Here is an 18,627-nt window from a genome sequence, read left to right on the forward strand (position 1 = left end):
TCCCATAAATCCCATACCATAAAAGAAAACGGAGGGGAATGATGAGACTTTGTCAAAAGAAGGAAAGCATATTATCATTGACGCTTTTGAGTGCAATTCTACTCATTTAAATGACATCAAATTCCTAGAAGAAATGTGTATCAAAGCCGCTCTTGATGCAGATATGGAGATTTTATACTCTTACTTCCACCAATTTCAGCCACAAGGCGTAACGGGGGTACTGGTTTTATCTACTTCTCATCTATCTATTCATACCTGGCCGGAAGAAAGGTATGTGTCATTAGATTTTTATACATGCGGCACTCTTGAACTGACACCTCAGGTAGAATTTCTAATAAAAGAATTGTCTTCAAAGCATGCAAAGGTCTACTCCATTTCTCGAGGTGTATCATATCCTCAAACCATTAACTGTGAAGAATTAGGCATTTGATATTGTCTATTTACCAAGGTGAAAAATATGAGAACCAAAAACGTGAAGCCATTTACCTATGGGTCTTTATATAAACAAGACACCCCTGATGATACAATTATTCCACTTCGGACTGGGAACCATATAGATTTTACCATAGCAGGGCCTTACCAAAATACTAGACCAGATATCGCAGCGAATTCCATTACCGTTTACAAGTCAGGTGTCTATCAAATTACAGCAGATGTTTCTGTTATTTTGGAAGAAGACCAATCGGCGGTGTTCAACATAAATCGTCTGCCTGATGGTTCCGACCCATTAATAGGTTCTGTCTTTGACGCAAAAGGGATCAGCACCGTCACGGGAATAAATATTCAAGCTTACTTGTATGCTGGAGATTCGATTGGAATATTTGTAGCTGATGTGTTTGCTCCAAGAGGAATACCCCGATATAATCGAGCTGCACTCACTGTTCAATTACTTGAAAATTAATTGCAGAAAATAAATAATAAGCCTGTCCACTTTGAAAGTGAACAGGCTAAATTTTTATCTTACACCAAAGAACTTCTTAATTTTTCCAAATACGCTTTTATTCGCTTCTTCTAGCGGCTGCAAAGGAATAGATTCCCCTAGAATACGTCTTGCGATATTTCGGTAAGCGATAGACGCTTTACTATTAGGATTCAAGGCAATTGGTTCGCCGTGGTTGGAGGCTTTGATGACTTCCTCATCATCTGCAACGATTCCGATTAGCTCGATGGATAAATGTGTAGTGATTTCATCTACATCGAGCATATCGCCGCTTTTCATCATATGATTGCGAATTCGGTTAATCACCAATTTCGGTGATTCCACGGTTTTTGACTTCTCAAGCAGACCAATAATTCTGTCGGCATCACGGACAGCTGATACTTCAGGAGTAGTGACAACGATTGCACGATCTGCCCCGGCAATCGCGTTTTGGAAGCCTTGTTCTATTCCGGCAGGACAATCGATAACAATATAGTCATAATCTTGCTTTAGTTCAGTAATTAATTTATGCATCTGTTCTGGCTTAACCGCCGATTTATCAACAGTTTGCGCTGCAGGCAGCAAATACAATAAATCTTCGAATCTCTTATCTTTAACGAGTGCCTGATGGATTTTACATCTACCTTCTACTACATCTACAAGATCATAGATAATTCGATTTTCGAGCCCCATTACGACATCTAAATTTCGAAGGCCAATATCTGTATCTACTAAACAAACTTTTTTTCCTTGAAGGGCCAAAGCTGTACCTATATTAGCAGAAGTCGTGGTTTTTCCAACGCCGCCCTTACCGGATGTAATTACTATTGCCTCTCCCACATTAATGTCCCCCTTCTAATCGCGTTAAATTAGGCCTTAAATTTATTAAAACTTGCAATCTATCTACGATGATTTGATGGTTATCGTCGATGTACGCACATTCCATTTCACGTTTTTCATTGTTTTGAGCTTTATCAGGTGCACGATTTAGACAATCACTAATCCTCAGCTGTGATGGCTGCATGCTAGAAGCGGCAATAACCGCTTGATGATTACCAAACACACCTGCGTGGGCGATCCCTTTTAATGAACCCATGATAAAAATATTGCCGCCTGCTATCACGGTTCCGCCAGGATTCACATCGCCAATCAGCAGCAGGTCCCCAGGAACCTCCAATACTTGTCCAGACCGAATAATACGAGCAACGGTAACGACTTCGTTTTCCGCTTTCAGCTTATCTACTTCTGCTCGGGTGACGACATTTGATTCAATTTTATCAACCACTAAATTCTTTTTCTGACGGATCAGCTCTTTTATTTCTTCTAGCTGAGTGTCAGTCAAATACCTGTTGCCGACATCGACTTTAACAGGTGTTAATTGACTCTCAGCCTGAGTTCTTTGATTTTCTGATAGTTTTTCATCGAGCTCTTTTTTCAGCTCATAATAGGAACAGCTATCATCAAGATGAAGGACAATTCCATCCTTCGTACCTTTTATCGTAACGTTTTGCCGCTTTTTCATGGAGAAAACTCACCTCAAATATTAAGAAACACATCGTGCCAGATAATTAGACACGTTTTCTAGTCAAAGACACACATCTATTATACAATTCGACACGCCTTCTGTATTCTCCTTTTTTTAAAAAGAAAGACAAAAATCATTCGTCTCGCAAGCTATCCGCGAAACGTTCAAAATGACGTTTTAGCGGGTAGGCGGCAATCAAGAGGAAGATTGCATTTAGAATGAGGGAAGGGTAAAAACGCATCTTAATAAAGCTCATAAATTCAAGAGTGGTGATATGGATTAAAAAGTCCATTTCATACACTCCTAATTCAAGCAAGGCAATCCCCACGATCGAAGCTAGGAACGCGACAAAAATATTGGTCTGCAGCACATGCATAATCTTTGAAATAAGGTACGTAATAAAAGGAAAAAGAAAGAAATAAATACCAACAATCTCAATCCAGACAATATCAAACAACAATCCAAATATGGCCGCATAAATGATTCCATATTTTCTACCTGCATAAATGGCCAAAAATAATATCCCTGCGAATAGAAAATGCGGAGCCAAAATGTAGTTATGTCCGAAGATCTCTGGCGGAATGTATTGGACAAAAATGCTCTCTAATAAAAAAAGGAAGAGAAACAAAAGAGGAAGTAGGAATTTCTTCACAGGTCCTCCTCCTTCCCTTCGCTTTCGCCCATATCTGCTTCATTAGGCTGAGCCATTGTCCGTGTAATCACGATAATATTTTCTAAATCATAAAAATCCGCGCCTGGTTCGACTAAGGCTGTTTGATTCAATCCATATTGGTCTGGCTTCACATCAATGACTTTCCCAATTTGTAAGCCCTGAGGAAAGACTCCGCCTAAACCGGAGGTGATGACATTCTGCCCTTTTTTAATTTCCACCCCTGAAGGGATCGCTTTGATTAACAATGCTTTTTTCTCTTTATCGTAGCCTTCAACCAATCCAAAGACATTTGTCTCGCCTTGAACGATTGCCGAAATCCGATTTTTTGGATCCATTGCACTGAGCAATTGGACGGTGGAACTAAATTGATTGACGGTTTTTACCTTCCCAATCAGACCATGGGAAGTGACAACGGCCATATTTTTCTTAATTCCATTTGTTTTACCTTTATTGATAATAATCATTTCATGCCAACGATCAGGGTTTCTACCGATTACGGTTGCCTGTAATGGTTTAAAATCTCTCAGGGTTTCTTCTTCACCGAGAATATCACGCAGCTCGTTATTGTCCTTTTCAAGCTCATGAACCTGTGCTTCAAGGCTAACAAGTTTCTCCAGCCGTGACTTTAATTCTTTATTCTCTTCATATGTATTTTGCAAGTCCTGGAGATTTTCAAAGAAACCTGCCACTAGATGAGCAGGCTTTGAAACCAGGGATTGAACAAGGCCGGCAGTATCCTTTAAGAACTGCTCCGGCCAGGATAGTTTACTTCTCTCCCTTAACGAAAACCCAATCAATGCCACGAGAACAATAATGCTTACCAGCAAAACGATCAGTCGTTTATTCAAAAAGAACTGTGGCATGATTATACACCTCTATTTTTATGTCTGTATTTAAAAACGTGTATGTTGGATTCCACTCCAGGCACTTCGCGGACCTTAGGGCGGTTCGGGGAGCCTCCTCGGCGCTTTAGCGCCTGTGGGGTCTCCCCTGTCCCGTCCTCCCGCAGGAGTCTTCGTGCCTTCCGTTCCACCAACAATAAGTTTTTAACACAATCTTTATTATTATTACCTTGATTCTTTTGCTTTGTTTTTGAATAGTTGAATATGGTCTAGTGCTTTTCCTGTACCGATAGCTACACAATCTAATGGATTTTCGGCAATAAGTACAGGCATGTTAGTTTCTTCACTAATTACCTTGTCCAGGTTTCTTAACAGTGCTCCTCCGCCTGTTAAGACAATGCCTCGGTCCATAATATCGGCAGCAAGTTCTGGCGGTGTTTTTTCTAAAGTATTTTTAACAGCCTCAACAATCGCATAAACTGTATCCTTTAAAGCAACACCAATTTCCTGTGCAGTGATCTCGATTGTTTTTGGTAATCCTGTTAATAAATCACGTCCGCGGATTTCCATATTTTCAATTCCCTCAGGATCGCCAGCAGAACCAACTTCCATCTTAATGGCTTCCGCCGTACGTTCCCCAATCATGAGGTTATAATGTTTACGGATATAAGTAACGATCGCATCGTCCATTTCATCCCCAGCCACACGAATTGATTGGCTCGTAACGATACCGCCTAATGAAATAATCGCAACTTCTGTTGTTCCTCCGCCAATATCGACGACCATACTTCCCGTTGGCTCCCATACAGGCAAGTTTGCACCAATTGCAGCAGCAAACGGCTCTTCAATGGTATAGGCGTCTTTTGCACCTGCTTGACGTGTTGCATCAATGACAGCACGTTCCTCAACCGCTGTGATCCCTGATGGTACACAAACCATGACATATGGCTTACCAGAGAGAATGCTCTTGCTTTTAATGGCTAGACGGATATGGTGTTTCATCATCGCTGCAGTTGTTTCAAAGTCTGCTATGACACCATCCTTCATCGGTCGCATTGCGACAACATTTCCTGGTGTACGGCCAATCATGTTCTTTGCATCATTACCAACCGCCACAATCGACTTCGTGTCTGTCTGCATCGCCACAACAGACGGCTCTCTTAATACAATTCCTTTACCTTTTACATAAACGAGGGTATTTGCGGTCCCCAAGTCAATCCCAAGGTCTCTTGTCCCAATTCCAAACATAGTTGTATCTCCCTTTCTGATACGAAAATAGCTAAAGGTAAGTGAAAATACCTTCTAATCATGTATTTTTCTAGTAAAATTTATATAGTTAACACGTAAGATGTCCTAAAAAATCATAAACATTATTATATCCCAACGACAAAAAAAATCATAGTATTATAAATATCCTTTTTCCTTGAGAGAGACAAATTTATTTTCGCCAATGATCAAATGATCCAAAAGCTCGATGCCTATGAGTTTCCCGCACTCCACCAGCCTTTTTGTCACATCTATATCTTCCCTGCTTGGGTCTGGAGATCCTGAAGGATGATTATGAATGGCTATTATCGAAGCAGCGGATCGCTTTAATGCTTCACGGTATACCTCACGTGGATGTACTATGGAGGCATTTAAGCTCCCAATAAATATAGTTTGCTTATGAAGCACTTGATTTTTTGTATTTAAGTAAAGGCAAACAAAGTGCTCTTGTGTGAGAAAGCGCATGTCATTCATCACATAGTTGGCACCATCTTCAGGTGAGCGTATCACATAGCGATCTGTATAATTTAAGTTGGCAATCCTTCTGCCAATTTCAACGGCAGCGAGGATTTGTATCGCTTTTGCTTGACCGATACCCTTAATTTCTGTCATTTCTTCTAAGGTTGCTGCTTTTAACAGCCGTAACCCTTCAAAGTTTGTAAGCAGTCTGTTGGATAACTGCAGGACACTTTCATCCTTTGTACCCGTTCTAAGCAAGATCGCAATGAGTTCATGGTTGGATAAACTTTCAGGACCATTCTGAATAAATCGTTCTCTCGGTCTTTCATCTTGAGGGAAATCACGGATCATTAATGAATTGGTTGACATTCTCTTTCCTCCCTTTAAGTAGGGAGTTAATGAACTACAGTGTTGTCACGACAACTGGTAGCCTAGCCTTTTTAATTCACGATAGGTCTTTGAGACAGGCAGGCCGACAACCGCATAATAGTCTCCATTAATTTTTTTGACAAGCATGCTTCCCAGTTGCTGAATACCATATGCACCTGCTTTATCAAGCGGTTCACCACTTTGTACATAGAAATTGATTTCCTCGTCAGTTAACTCCCAAAACCAAACTTCTGTTCTTTCATAAAAACGTACTGTTCCATTTGGAGACAAAATGGATACACCAGTGTAAACATCATGCCTTTTTCCAGAGAGCATTGTTAACATTTTTTTTGCTTCTCTTTCGTCAGTCGGCTTTCCTAACACCTGTCCGTCAAGAACGACAATCGTGTCGGAACCAATAACAAAAGCATTTGGATTTTCATTGAATATAACCTGTGCTTTTCGCTCGGCAAGATCCATTACTACATCCTCAGGAGAAAGCGTTGGATCAAAGCTTTCATCTACTTCACTGCTAGAGATTGTGAATGTTAATCGGAGGTTTTCTAGAAGTTCTTTTCGCCGTGGAGAAGAAGAGGCTAAAATGAGGTTCTGCATACAATCACCTTACCTTTTGCATCAATTAGGGAGATACATGTTAATCCTATCAGAGTTTATAGAAGCAAACAATTTTTATATTACTAAAGTTCGAAGAAATTTGTCAGATTATACAATTTATATCTATAAATCGTTGGGTTCAGAATATTTAGTTTTAAGCAGAAAAAGCCTGTCTGAATTAGACAGGCTTACTTTATAAGGATAATTTCCCGGAAAATATCAGCTTTTGTCGACTATAGTGAATAATAACTACTTAAAAAGTTTAATAAATGCTGCTGTGCCTCGATCAAACTGTCTACATTCTTTTTGTCTTGAAAGGCTTTGACTTTTTCAAGCGCACTGGATAATTCACTGTTTAGATTCTTTACCTTTTCATTTTTTAGGTCTGCTGATTGTTTCAATTGACCTTCTACACCACTGACTTCTTTACCAGCTTCTGCTGATATACTGCCAGAAACAATAGCATTTGAAGTGACTTTAGAGAGCTTTTGATAGATAGCTGGGGCAGATTCTAAAAAAACCTTTTCACTTTCACTAATGTCTGAAACTGTTTTTTCAGCAACTGGGATTTGTTTTGGAAGGACATCATCGAAGCCATTAGCTTCATAATGACTTTCCATTTGTTTGGCTGTTTCAATGGAGTCTGCGACACCCAAAAACATAAATTCTCTTTTATCCATGGTCAGTGTTTGAGCAGGAGCACCTTTACCTTTTGCCTCGTTTGCTGCTTGTGATGCTGCATCTTTGGATGAGAATGCACCGCCTTGAACAATAAATGCAGTTTGTGCACCTAGAACAATTGAGCTGCTCTTGCCTCCGGCTGCTTCTGCCCCTTTATTCGATCCATTATTTTGGACTATAGATTCCGTTACGGCTGGTTTACTATTTTCAGAAATAACTAGCTTAAGCATTAGGACCCCAAAGCTTGTCCCAATCAAGATAGCAAAAGCCGCAGTTACCAAAATGGATTTGAATACGCCGCCATTCTTCTTCATTGAAAAAGTTGAGAGAGAAAAAGACTTCTGTTTCCCACCTTTTTTCGGTTTCTGGCTGCTGATAACTTTATATTCCTTGATGTCTTGATCTGAGGATTCAGGGATAATCCAATCAAAGCTTTCATCAATCGATTCCTTGGCGGCGGCAGTTTCTAGGTATCCTTCCTGGCCGCTTTGATCCTCATTGATGGTTATCACTTTAGTAAAAGAATCTTTGCTAGATTCTTGTTCCTTCTTAATAGGTTCTTCTGAGAAAGTTTGGGTTTCTCCATTTAGTTTTATTTTGATGGTATTGCCAGTATTCGGCTTGTCCACGAACTTGTACTCCTTCCTCTACCAATAGCAATTTCTACCATCCTATCATAAAGACAAAAAAAAATAACAAGACTTTTGTCGTCTTGTTATACAATGCTTTCGCCAAATTTTTTATTCGGTTGGCTCTGGGTTTGGTTTGATCAAGTCTACTGAAAGTTCGTCAAACGGTATGGGATCCACCACTCCATCCTTGGTACAAAGGTTACGAGTCTCCCCATAAAAACAAACACCAGTTATTTTTTTATCAGTAATTCTGATATAAGTCTTATCATCTTCAGGAATAAAATTACCTGTATAAGGATCTCTGATTTTGTCTAGATAATTTAACTGAAGCAATTTCTCATAGGATATATCCGCATATGGGATACCTTGTATTTCTTCGTCCTTCAAAAGTAGGTGGGCTGCATTCTTTAAAGTAATCGCATTTCCGACAAAAGCTTGATCTTTTGTCATGGCTATTACTTTAGTCATTGAGATAATACCAACCGCAGAGATAATACCTAATATGACAATAACTGCAAGCAATTCTACCAGGCTATACCCTTGTTGATCTTTTTGCAGGGATTTCACTATCTTCATGATATCTAAGTTAATTTCCATCAGCAAAGGTACTCAATGGATTTTTCTTATTTGCTGGTGCAGGTGCATCAATTTTTGGCAGATCAGCAAGTAAGTCTTCAAGCGTCGGCAGGTAATAAGCAGACACTGAAAGACTATAGGTTAATTTCTGATTATCCGTACCTTGACTTAAGCTGGTTACCTCTTGGCCGCCAGAATAGCTGATGTTTTCAACAACTACAATCCTGTTTAACGATTCAAGCGTGCTGATAAACTTTTCCAAATGTTCATAGCTTGGGGATTCTACACTTAAACTCATGGTAATCTTTTTTACCCCACTTACAGCTGGAGCAGCAGGTTGTTGGTTGGCAGCTTCTGCGCTAGCTGTCTCTGTAGTTTCAGTTGTACCCTCTTGAGTTTCAGCAGCCCCCTCTTGTGGTGTTTCGGCACTAGCAGTTGCAACGTCAGCACCGACAGAAAAGCCTATTGAACTAATATTACTATTCGATACGTTTTCAGCTCGTTCTAAATCTAGGATGACCTGCTCTTGAAGCGGTGTGACAGGAACCCTTTTTTGGAGTTCTCTTGTATCCTCTACTACCTTGGCCGTATCATCCATTCTCTTTTGCGTAATGGTTTCTAATAATTGCTGCTCTGATTTAAGTGACTGCTCTTTAACTTCTAGGTCCGACTTTAAAGGTTTAAGCAATAGGAATTGAGCAATGACAAAAGTTAAGACAATTAAAAGAGTGCCAATCAACAAAGTAAGCTTTTCATTTTTTGAAAGTCGAAGCTTCATGATGGTGTCACTCCTTCCTCATTGCCTTTATCTTGACCTTTGTTCAAAATTTCCTTGATCACTTCTTTGTTAAAAGTAATTCCGAATTGTCCAATATATCTTGGTACATACTTATTAGTTGGTATGGTAACAGTACTTTTCGATTCGCTATTTGAGTCATTTGAATCGGGTTTAGTTGAAATGATAATATTATTAGGGTTGTTTGGATCCTGAGAAACAACTAGATTATTAGCTGTAGCAGTCTGTGAAGTTGTTTCATCGGTCCCCACATTCACCTGTTGAGTACTTAAAGAACTAAGACTCACTTCGTCAATCCATTCTGATTCATTTAAAGTATCTAAGAAGTAGGCTGCCTCCCTGCCACTATCAAATTGCACAGAAATTGAAACAGTACCTGCCTCAGTATAGCTAAAACTTTGAATAAAGCCTCGCTCAGGTAATAAGGATGTAAGATACTGCATCACCGGTACTGTTTGAATAGGATATGACTTGGCCCATTCCACCGCATTTTTCAGCACAGTAACAGACATGTTAGATTCACTCTGCTGTGCATTAGTCTGTTCCGCTTCTACAATTTTTTTGGTTGTTTCAATTTGATTTTCGAGGTTTGCAATATCTGTCTTGGCTGACTGGATTTGCAAGAGGTAATAGCCTCCAACCATTAAAAAAATAGCCGAAAAAATTGATATGATAACAATAAGTCCCTTTTTTCCACGTTCCTTTTGGGGCAGCAGGTTAATATCTACTAACATTATTGCACCTCTTTTAAAGCAAGACCTAAGGATAGTAATAAATTTGATGGTAAGTTTTCTGTTTTACCTTTTATTTCAGTCTCAAGTGTAATTCTTTCGACAGGAACTTCCATTCTATCAATCATTTCTGCATGAATGGCACTTACCATTGGGTGGTCACCGTCTAATAAATACTTGGTAATATCTCTTTTTTCATTACTAAGTGTATAGCGGTAAAAATCGTGCAGTTTATTAATCTCTTTAAAAATTTCTTCAAACTGGATAACCAGTTCTTCCGAATCGCCTTTATATTTGCAATCGATCATGCCAAAATCCTGTCTAATTTCCCAATCCTCGATATTAAACGGCAAGGAGAAATGTCGCATGACAAGTGGTACAGTATCTTCAAAAATGCATAAATTGACACCGGTTAAATCAAATTGAACTGTAAATACGACCTCACTATCACTAGCGCGTTCTAACTGCTCATATAGACGGTACAATGATAACGGTGAAATATCAGCTGCAATCGGATTGAGTTTTAGGCTTGAAAATAATTCAGCATACTCCATCACAACCGGTTCTGGAGCTGCAAATAATAATAGGTCTTTTGTTTTACCATTACTTCCAAGTTGATAATAATCAAATACCGGTTCCTCAAATGGTAAATGTATACTAGATCCAAGTTCCAGATAGAGATATCCTTTGATTTCGTCTTCCTGAATATCTGCTGGAATGGAGACTTTTCGAATAATCACAAGTGAGTCTGGGACGATGAAGCGGATTGAACGTCTTTTAATTTTCCACTCCTCGATGCATTCCTCAAGAATGTTAGAGAGTGCCTCAAAATCAACAATTTTACCGTCCACAATAATGCCTGGAAGTAAAAAGCGTTCGCTCCATCTTTGTGCAGCAGGGGGATTCGATTGTTTTAATTCAATAAAACGAATCGAGTGGTCATTAATGACGAAATTTATTATTCTGTTTTTTGAAGAAAAAAGGGAAAATGCCATGTCTAAAACCCCTTACTTAAAATCCTTGATTAAGAAACTGTAAGTATAAATCAATCAAATCCGATCCCCAATAATAAGCCGTCAATGTCCCGGCTGCAATGAATGGACCGAACGGTATCGGCTGCTTTCTTTTGACAATTTTGAAAATAAGAGCAAACCCGCCGATCACGGCTCCAAATAATGTTGATAAGAAAAAAGATAGCAAGACTAGTTTAAAGCCAAGTACAAATCCTAATAAGGCATAAAGTTTTACGTCGCCCATGCCCATGCCGCCCTTACTAATGAGGGCAATGACCAAAAGGAGAGTGAAACCTGTAACAGCACCCAGCAGGCTGTCCCACCAAGGGGATAAGGGCCAAAAAATCCGTTCCAATAAAAAAATCCCTGCAAACCAGATTAAAATCTTATCAGGGATGATCATATAGTGAATATCTGAAACGATGATTATCATAAACATCGAAATGAGCGATAGTGCAACTACTAATTCTCCGGACCATCCGATAACAAGTGGTGCTGTTGCAAACAGGATACCTGTCAGCAACTCAAAAATAGGATATATAGGAGAAATCCGCGACTGACAGCCGCGGCATTTCCCTTTTTGTATCAAATATGAAAATAGTGGTATTAGTTCATATGGTTTTAATTGGTGCCCACATTTAGGACATGCTGATCGTGGAGCAACAATGGACCTTTTTAATGGAACTCTAAGTCCTACTACATTAAAGAAAGACCCAAAAACTAACCCTAAAGTGATTAAGTAAGTAGAAATCATTCTATCTTACATTATCACGGTTCAATAAATCCTCACCAACAGGACCACCGCCGGAAGCCCTTACTCCCCTAGAAGACTTAGTACTATATAGTTCGACTTCATAAGAAAGAGTATTATTTGTATTCGTAATTATTACATACGAATCGGTATTTGTAGTTGGGGCCGCACTAGCTGTTGCCGCAGATGCAGATGCCCTTTTATAGGTGTTACGAGCTCCATCAGGATCTTTAATTTCTTCTAGATATCCCTTTTCTTCTAGGTATTCCAAATTAATAACAATTTTTTGACTAGGAAGTGGTTGTAGAGACCTATCAGCTGTAATAGCCATTTTTGCAGAATTAATCATTTGTTGGGCATTTGCAACGTGTGCATCTTTCTTTGAATTGTCAATTAACCCCATAATCGATGGAATAGCAATTGCAGCAATAATCGCTAAGATAACAATTACAGCTAATAATTCAATCAAAGTTAAACCGCGTTGATCTTTCATTTTGTTTTTTAACTTTTGAAACATGTTTCCCTCTCCTTTATGGTTCTATGAACCTAGTAATATTGTCTCTTGTATTATACATTAATTTACAAACATGTAAAAGAGAAATTAATGGTATTTTGTCACATAAACGCAAAAAAACTAATATTTTTGTAATCTACTGGTTAATTTGTTGGAATTGCTCGAACATGCTGAACTGAGGCACCATTATTGACGCTACAATAGTCCCGACTAATGCAGCTAAAAAGACAATCATCAAAGGTTCGATTAATGATTTTAATTGATCTGTACCTGTATCAACTTCTTTTTCATAGAACTCAGCAATTTTCGACAACATTGAATCTAATGCTCCAGTATCTTCCCCAATACTAATCATTTGTGTGACTAGTGGAGGAAATGCCCAATGGTCTTTCATTGGTTCTGCCATGGATCGGCCTTTTTCAAGATTTGATCTAGATTCTTTAATTACTTTTGCAAGTACTTCATTTTCTACTACTTTCTCAACAATGGCCATCGCTTGAAGAATAGGTACTGAACTAGAAAATAATGAACTCAGTGTCCTCATCATTCGGGCTAGAGCAGCCTTTTTAAGAAGATTACCAAATACCGGCATTTTTAATAAAAAATAATCCATATAGTATTTAGTTTTTTTATTCTTATTTAAGAATGAAATTAGTGCTACTAAACCAATTATTAAAATCATTATTAACCACCAGGATGATTGAACAAACTCACTTGCAGCTAAAACAACCTTAGTGATGGTTGGCAACTCCCCTCCAAGGTCATCAAACATAGTCACAAAAGTGGGAACAACAGCGATAAGTAAGAAAATTACCACAGCTATCGCTAAGATCCCAACAACAATTGGATAGGTTAGAGCTGATTTTATTTTTTGAATTGTATAGTGCTGTTTTTCAAAATGTTCTGCTAAGCGTTCAAGCGTCTCGTCCATATTCCCGCTGACTTCTCCGGCCTTGACCATATTAATAAACATTGGATTAAAGATCTTCTTATGCTTTGACACAGCTTCAGAATAGGGAATACCTTCACGTAAATCTTGCTCGGCTAACAACAATGCCTTTTTTAATGCCTTACTCTCAGTTTGTGCCGCCAGTATACCCGTTGCATCAACAATGGTAACACCAGCTTTGAGTAAGGTGGCAAATTGTCTTAGATATATAACAAAATCCTGTAGCTTAACAGGGTTACCTAAGGAAATCTCCATTGTCATTAACGTCTCCGGAACTTCCGTTATATCAACAACCCTTACTCCGTCTTCCTTTAGTTTAACCATTGCTTCCCGTCTTGTTGCTGCAGTAATCGTCCCTTGACGCTTCCCTCGTCGATCTCGACCTGAATATTTATACCTAGTCATCACTCATCATCTTTTCTTGTAGGTATTTTATAGCAGATTCTTTTTGGATAAGATTTCGATCAATTAAATCCCTAATACTCATTTCAAGCGTGTGCATTCCATGGGCACGGGATGTTTGCATAGTACTTTGGATTTGATGTATTTTTTCACTTCTAATCAAGTTTGCGATAGCTGGTGTGTTCACCATTATCTCCGTTGCTGCTTTACGCCCCTTTTTATCTGAAGTTGGGAATAAACGTTGTGAAATTACCCCAACTAAAACGGAAGCCAACTGAACCCGTATTTGCGGCTGCTGGGCAGGCGGAAATACGTCAATAATCCTGTTTATCGTTGCCGGTGCACTAGAGGTATGAAGCGTTCCGAGAACAAGGTGACCTGTTTCTGCAGCGGTTATCGCAATACCAATTGTTTCTAGGTCTCGCATCTCACCCACCAAGATAATGTCCGGGTCCTGACGAAGTGCTCCCTTTAAGCCGTTCGCATAGGACTTCGTATCAAATCCAACTTCCCGCTGATCAATGATTGAATTTCCATGCTTATGAAGGTATTCAATTGGATCTTCAAGAGTTACGATATGTTTCCGCATCGTTCTATTGACATAGTCTATCATGGAAGCCAGCGTAGTAGATTTACCACTTCCTGTTGGACCTGTTACTAGAATAAGTCCCTGCGGTTTTTCAACAAGTTTCGCAACGATATCAGGTAAATCCAAATCTTCAATCGTCGGTGTTTTCGAAGCTACTACCCTCAAGGCCAGTGAAACACTTTTCCGCTGATGATACGCATTGACACGGAAACGGGAAACACCTGGAATCCCATATGAATAATCCAGTTCTCCCTTTTCCTTAAAGGTATCCCACATTTCCTCTGGGATTGTTAACCTCGCCATTTCTTCTGTATCATCAGGAAGTAATATTTCCTTACCGTAACGTCTTAGGTCGCCATTAATACGCAAAATGGGAGGTACCCCAACCGTTAAATGAATATCGGACGCTTTAAATTCGAGAGCCGCCCTTAGTATATTATCAATTTTCTCTCTCATATTTTTACTCCTACTCCAAAATAGCTACACGTAATACTTCTTCAGTTGTAGTAAGACCTTGCTTTACTTTTAAAAGACCGTCGTCTATCAAAAAGATCGTTTTATTTTTATTTGCATGATCCTTTAACTTATGGAAAGAATCATCATTCATAATTACCCTGCGCATATCATCATTGAGCACCAGCACTTCGTGGAGTGCAATTCTTCCTTTATAGCCGGTCATATTACATGAGGAACAGCCTTTTCCACGAGAAATTTTATCAATCTTCATTCCCCGTCTTGCAAAAATCTCAACTTCCCGTTTCGTTGGTTCCTGCACTTCAACACAGTCACGACAAACCTTCCGAACTAGACGCTGCGCTACGATACCACTTAATGAGGAGGCCAGCAAAAATGGTTCAACCCCCATGTCGATTAGTCTAGTAATTGTTCCTAGGGAATCATTTGTGTGTAATGTGCTTAAAACTAAATGCCCAGTCAACGATGCACGGACTGCAATTTCAGCCGTTTCTTTATCCCGTATTTCTCCGACCATAATGATGTTAGGATCTTGTCGAAGAATGGAACGAAGTCCGGCGGCAAACGTCATTCCAACATTGGTGTTTACCTGTATTTGATTGATTCCTTCCATCTGATACTCTACAGGATCCTCAATCGTTATAATGTTGACTTGTTCACTGTTAAGCTTATTTAAGGCTGCATACAGTGTTGAGGATTTACCTGAACCAGTCGGACCAGTAATAAGAACAATTCCGGTTGGCTGTTCAATCATCTCGGAAAAACGTTTGAGGTTTAGTGCATTAAAGCCAATTTTATTCAAATCATTTAAGGCTGCACCCATATCTAATATCCGCATTACGATTTTTTCACCGTATACAGTAGGCAGAGTTGAAATTCTTAGGTCGATAGGATGAAACTCAAGATTTAATTTAATCCTTCCATCCTGAGGAATTCGATGCTCTGTAATATCAAGATTCGCCATTATTTTAATTCTAGCTGTAAGTACACTTAGCATATGGCGTGGTAAAACACGGTCTACCCTTAAGACACCATCCACACGATAGCGGACCACTACCTTAGTTTCCTGTGGGTCGATATGAATATCACTAGCCTTTTGAACAACTGCATTCGTAAGAATTTGATTAACAAGTCTTACAATCGGTGAATCCTGGTTCGTGACATCATTATCTTCTCCACGGTCACCTGGTGTTAGCTCATCAAACAGTTCTTCTAAATCATCATCTGAGTTGTAATATTTGTTAATCGCCCTGATGATATCATCTTTTGTACCAATAACTGTTTCAATATGGAAACCCGTAGAAAGCCGCAGGTCATCAATCACAATAAAGTCCATCGGGTCTACCATGGCTACATAAAGCTTATTACCTTCTTTTTTCAATGGTACTATCAAATTTCTTCGAGCCGTTTCCTTTGATATTAACGAAAAAAGATTGGCGTCAAAAGGATAGTTATATAAATTAACATGCGGTATACCCAGTTGAAACTCTAATACCTCCGCTAACTGCTGGTCTGTAATATAGCCTCTTTGTAAAAGCACGTCACCAATTTTCTGATTAGGTGCTTTTTCTTCTAAGGCAGTTTGTAATTGTGCAGCGGTAATTAAGCCCTCTTCTATTAATAAGTCACCAAGACGTTTTCGAGTTTGTTTCATTCTATATCACATCTTACATTATTTTTCTGCTTCATTCTTTTTCCCCCAAAGGTCATCATTTTTGGAATCCTGTTTGTCTGTGTCTGATGCTGACGGCGTTTGAGTTCCATTTGAATCTGTAGTTCCATTACTAGTTGTCCCTCCAGTTGTGTTTGTGCCTTGTTGTGTACCAGAGAGTCCGATAATTTCAACACGATATACAGGAGGATAATAGTCTTCCGATATTAATTCACTAGTTAACAGCTGGCTGCCTTGGTAAATATTGCGATAAACTTTAACAATCTTCCCATCTGCTCCCACTGATTCTACCTTTGTTTGTCCTGGAAGAACGAGCGGACTGTATTGGACAATTGTTTTCGGTTTTAATACTTGTTCATCTTTTTTGCTAATCTCATATTTGTAAAGAAACTTGTCACCCTTCAAAATAACTTTAAGATCACCATTTGCTAATTCAAGTTGCAGGGTATACGGTACTTTATTTGGATTTTCTATCACCAAATCAATACCTTTAGCAGCGTTAACCATTGCTTCGAATCCTAATACAGCATATTGTGGTAAAGCCTTACTGATATTTCTTTCACTTATTTTAAGGTTTGTAGGCAGAACTGCTTGGTAAATACCTGTTGCAACGATATTTAGTGCAGATGATGTTTCAATCTTCTGTTGTTTCGCAAATTCAAGGAATGAGAAGGTAGATTCTTCTGCAATAGTAATCTGAGGATTATTATTTATCACATTGGCTAGTTCTGCAGAAACATTTTCTAAATCCACAATGACCTCGCTAATTACATTTTCACTGCCTTTAACAAGTAAGTAATCTTTATTTAGATGAAATGAGAATGTGCCGTCTTCAAATTGAGCTATTGTATTTGTTAAATTCTCGGTCAGCTTCGTCAGCTCAAGTTGTTTACTATCGATTTCAGGAAAAAGAGTATTAATTTGTTCCTCAACCTGTAACAGGTCGATGCTTATGCTCGCCGTATTTTTCTGACCATCCTTTATGTTTAATACTGTTTGTGTAGCATCAAAATAAAATAAATTCATGTCAAATGGTACAATTTTCTCACTGTATTGAAGTTCAATTTTCGCGTTTTTCACCCATTCAACTTGTCTTTCTTCTAGAAGTGCAATGGCCTCGTTTTCTGTCTTCCCTGAAAGGTTTACTGAACCAACAGCAGTACCTTCAGAGAACAACCCATCATTATTTCCTATTTTTCCAAATGCTTGTGTACCAAAGTGGGAAAAACTAAAAATAAATGCTGTACTCAAGAAAAGAACTGTAAATAATTTTATTAATGGTTGATACTTACTCATATATACCCACCCTTTTGCACTTGGTCTATTTCTGCAATTCTAATATTTTTTCTTTAGGTTCCTTTATTTCTTCTAGATCTGCTGCGACTTCTTTTTCAGCCATTAACAATTCCAACTCTAGTTCGTCAAAAGCAGGAATGTCATTATCTTGTTTTTCATTGAACTCTAATGGTTCAAGTTCCTCGAGTTCATCGAGCCAGCCATCTTTCTCAGACTCTAGATCTTTATCCGAATCTTCTAGAAGCATATTTTCAATTTCAGAAAGATATCCATCACCAACAAGTTGATCATTTTCAACTTCTTCAATTGGATCCAAGCTATCATCTCGAAATTGTAGAAAGTCTATTTCTTCATTGGAATCTTCATGGTTATTATCTTTTGAGAGTGTTAAAGAAGGTTTAACAGGTAAGCTATCCTCAAGATAAGTTGGGTCTACTCTATTCGCTAAAGAGTTAGGATGAGGAGCCAATTCAATTTCTGATATATCTAGCATTTCTAATTCAACACTATTCTCTTTATGATTATTTGTGGAGAACAAATCTTGTTCATCCAAATCGTCCAATGGTAATGCTACTTCTCTATTAATAACTGTTCCTAAACGGGAGTTCATAAAGTATGCAGCAAAAAGGGAAAGTACTAACAAAAGCAAAAAGGTTACTTCCAACGGGACAATTGACCTTGTCATAAGTCCCCCTAGTGCCAGAATAAACCCTGTAACTGTTACAAGTGCCTTCCCTTTAAAGGTATAACCCAATGGCAGAAACGAAATCACTAACATAGAAACTAACATAGCCCCAAAGGCCCATAATATAAACTGCATCACTTCATTCCCCTTCTAAATTAGGTAACTGCTATAAAATTACAATTTAGTCCAAAAACTATA

Annotated in this window: 21 protein-coding genes; 2 read left to right on the plus strand and 19 right to left on the minus strand. The window is 38.7% G+C overall.

Going from position 1 to position 18,627, the window contains the following annotated elements; translation table 11 throughout:
- Positions 1-49: 49 nt before the first annotated feature.
- Together speD and SFC47_RS21640 are read left to right on the plus strand one after the other, a co-directional pair.
- Positions 50-430 carry an adenosylmethionine decarboxylase gene (gene speD / locus SFC47_RS21635; protein ID WP_411256598.1) on the plus strand — a complete coding sequence of 127 codons (381 nt, stop codon included), beginning with the start codon at positions 50-52 and terminating at the stop codon, positions 428-430.
- Positions 431-457: 27 nt separating this feature from the next.
- Positions 458-901 carry a hypothetical protein gene (locus SFC47_RS21640; protein ID WP_411256599.1) on the plus strand — a complete coding sequence of 148 codons (444 nt, stop codon included), beginning with the start codon at positions 458-460 and terminating at the stop codon, positions 899-901.
- 54 nt (positions 902-955) lie between these two features.
- Here the strand turns inward: SFC47_RS21640 and minD are convergent, their stop codons facing one another.
- The 19 genes from minD to SFC47_RS21735 all read right to left on the minus strand — a co-directional run bounded on the left by minD (position 956) and on the right by SFC47_RS21735 (position 18,564).
- Positions 956-1,759, minus strand: coding sequence for a septum site-determining protein MinD (gene minD / locus SFC47_RS21645; protein ID WP_411256600.1), 804 nt, complete (start codon positions 1,757-1,759; stop codon positions 956-958).
- A gap of 1 nt (position 1,760) precedes the next feature.
- Positions 1,761-2,441 carry a septum site-determining protein MinC gene (minC, locus tag SFC47_RS21650; RefSeq protein ID WP_411256601.1) on the minus strand — a complete coding sequence of 227 codons (681 nt, stop codon included), beginning with the start codon at positions 2,439-2,441 and terminating at the stop codon, positions 1,761-1,763.
- Positions 2,442-2,577: 136 nt separating this feature from the next.
- Positions 2,578-3,096, minus strand: coding sequence for a rod shape-determining protein MreD (gene mreD, locus SFC47_RS21655; RefSeq protein WP_411256602.1), 519 nt, complete (start codon positions 3,094-3,096; stop codon positions 2,578-2,580).
- Positions 3,093-3,980, minus strand: coding sequence for a rod shape-determining protein MreC (mreC, locus tag SFC47_RS21660; RefSeq protein WP_411256603.1), 888 nt, complete (start codon positions 3,978-3,980; stop codon positions 3,093-3,095). Before mreC ends, mreD begins: the two co-directional genes overlap by 4 nt.
- Positions 3,981-4,184: 204 nt before the next feature.
- Positions 4,185-5,207 carry a rod shape-determining protein gene (locus SFC47_RS21665; RefSeq protein WP_411256604.1) on the minus strand — a complete coding sequence of 341 codons (1,023 nt, stop codon included), beginning with the start codon at positions 5,205-5,207 and terminating at the stop codon, positions 4,185-4,187.
- A gap of 156 nt (positions 5,208-5,363) precedes the next feature.
- A complete protein-coding gene (gene radC, locus SFC47_RS21670) occupies positions 5,364-6,053 on the minus strand; it encodes a RadC family protein (protein ID WP_411256605.1) in 690 nt (229 codons plus the stop codon).
- A gap of 45 nt (positions 6,054-6,098) precedes the next feature.
- Complete coding sequence (locus tag SFC47_RS21675) at positions 6,099-6,668, minus strand: Maf family protein (RefSeq protein ID WP_411256606.1); 570 nt, start codon at positions 6,666-6,668, stop codon at positions 6,099-6,101.
- 233 nt (positions 6,669-6,901) lie between these two features.
- On the minus strand, positions 6,902-7,978 hold the full coding sequence (locus SFC47_RS21680; RefSeq protein ID WP_411256607.1) for a hypothetical protein: 1,077 nt from the start codon (positions 7,976-7,978) through the stop codon (positions 6,902-6,904).
- Between the two features lie 111 nt (positions 7,979-8,089).
- Positions 8,090-8,557, minus strand: a complete 468-nt coding sequence (locus SFC47_RS21685; RefSeq protein ID WP_411256608.1) for a type II secretion system protein — start codon at positions 8,555-8,557, stop codon at positions 8,090-8,092.
- 10 nt (positions 8,558-8,567) lie between these two features.
- Positions 8,568-9,335: a GspMb/PilO family protein gene (locus SFC47_RS21690; RefSeq protein ID WP_411256610.1), complete on the minus strand. Its 768-nt coding sequence runs from the start codon at positions 9,333-9,335 to the stop codon at positions 8,568-8,570.
- Positions 9,332-10,087 carry a PilN domain-containing protein gene (locus tag SFC47_RS21695; RefSeq protein ID WP_411256611.1) on the minus strand — a complete coding sequence of 252 codons (756 nt, stop codon included), beginning with the start codon at positions 10,085-10,087 and terminating at the stop codon, positions 9,332-9,334. The genes SFC47_RS21690 and SFC47_RS21695 overlap by 4 nt, the downstream gene beginning before the upstream one ends.
- A complete protein-coding gene (gene pilM, locus SFC47_RS21700) occupies positions 10,087-11,079 on the minus strand; it encodes a type IV pilus biogenesis protein PilM (protein ID WP_411256612.1) in 993 nt (330 codons plus the stop codon). Before pilM ends, SFC47_RS21695 begins: the two co-directional genes overlap by 1 nt.
- 16 nt (positions 11,080-11,095) lie before the next feature.
- Positions 11,096-11,851 carry a prepilin peptidase gene (locus SFC47_RS21705; RefSeq protein WP_411256613.1) on the minus strand — a complete coding sequence of 252 codons (756 nt, stop codon included), beginning with the start codon at positions 11,849-11,851 and terminating at the stop codon, positions 11,096-11,098.
- 1 nt (position 11,852) lies between these two features.
- On the minus strand, positions 11,853-12,365 hold the full coding sequence (locus SFC47_RS21710; protein WP_411256614.1) for a prepilin-type N-terminal cleavage/methylation domain-containing protein: 513 nt from the start codon (positions 12,363-12,365) through the stop codon (positions 11,853-11,855).
- A gap of 133 nt (positions 12,366-12,498) precedes the next feature.
- Positions 12,499-13,716: a type II secretion system F family protein gene (locus SFC47_RS21715; protein ID WP_411256615.1), complete on the minus strand. Its 1,218-nt coding sequence runs from the start codon at positions 13,714-13,716 to the stop codon at positions 12,499-12,501.
- Positions 13,709-14,758 (minus strand): type IV pilus twitching motility protein PilT, encoded by a 1,050-nt coding sequence (locus SFC47_RS21720; RefSeq protein ID WP_411256617.1) that lies wholly within the window; start codon positions 14,756-14,758, stop codon positions 13,709-13,711. Before SFC47_RS21720 ends, SFC47_RS21715 begins: the two co-directional genes overlap by 8 nt.
- A 10-nt stretch (positions 14,759-14,768) precedes the next feature.
- Positions 14,769-16,430, minus strand: coding sequence for a GspE/PulE family protein (locus SFC47_RS21725; RefSeq protein WP_411256618.1), 1,662 nt, complete (start codon positions 16,428-16,430; stop codon positions 14,769-14,771).
- Between the two features lie 18 nt (positions 16,431-16,448).
- Positions 16,449-17,744 (minus strand): VanW family protein, encoded by a 1,296-nt coding sequence (locus tag SFC47_RS21730; protein ID WP_411256619.1) that lies wholly within the window; start codon positions 17,742-17,744, stop codon positions 16,449-16,451.
- Positions 17,745-17,769: 25 nt separating this feature from the next.
- Positions 17,770-18,564: a hypothetical protein gene (locus SFC47_RS21735; protein WP_411256621.1), complete on the minus strand. Its 795-nt coding sequence runs from the start codon at positions 18,562-18,564 to the stop codon at positions 17,770-17,772.
- Between the last annotated feature and the right edge of the window lie 63 nt (positions 18,565-18,627).

It is taken from the genome of Neobacillus niacini, from assembly GCF_046591715.1.
Lineage (GTDB): Bacteria > Bacillota > Bacilli > Bacillales > Cytobacillaceae > Neobacillus > Neobacillus niacini_L.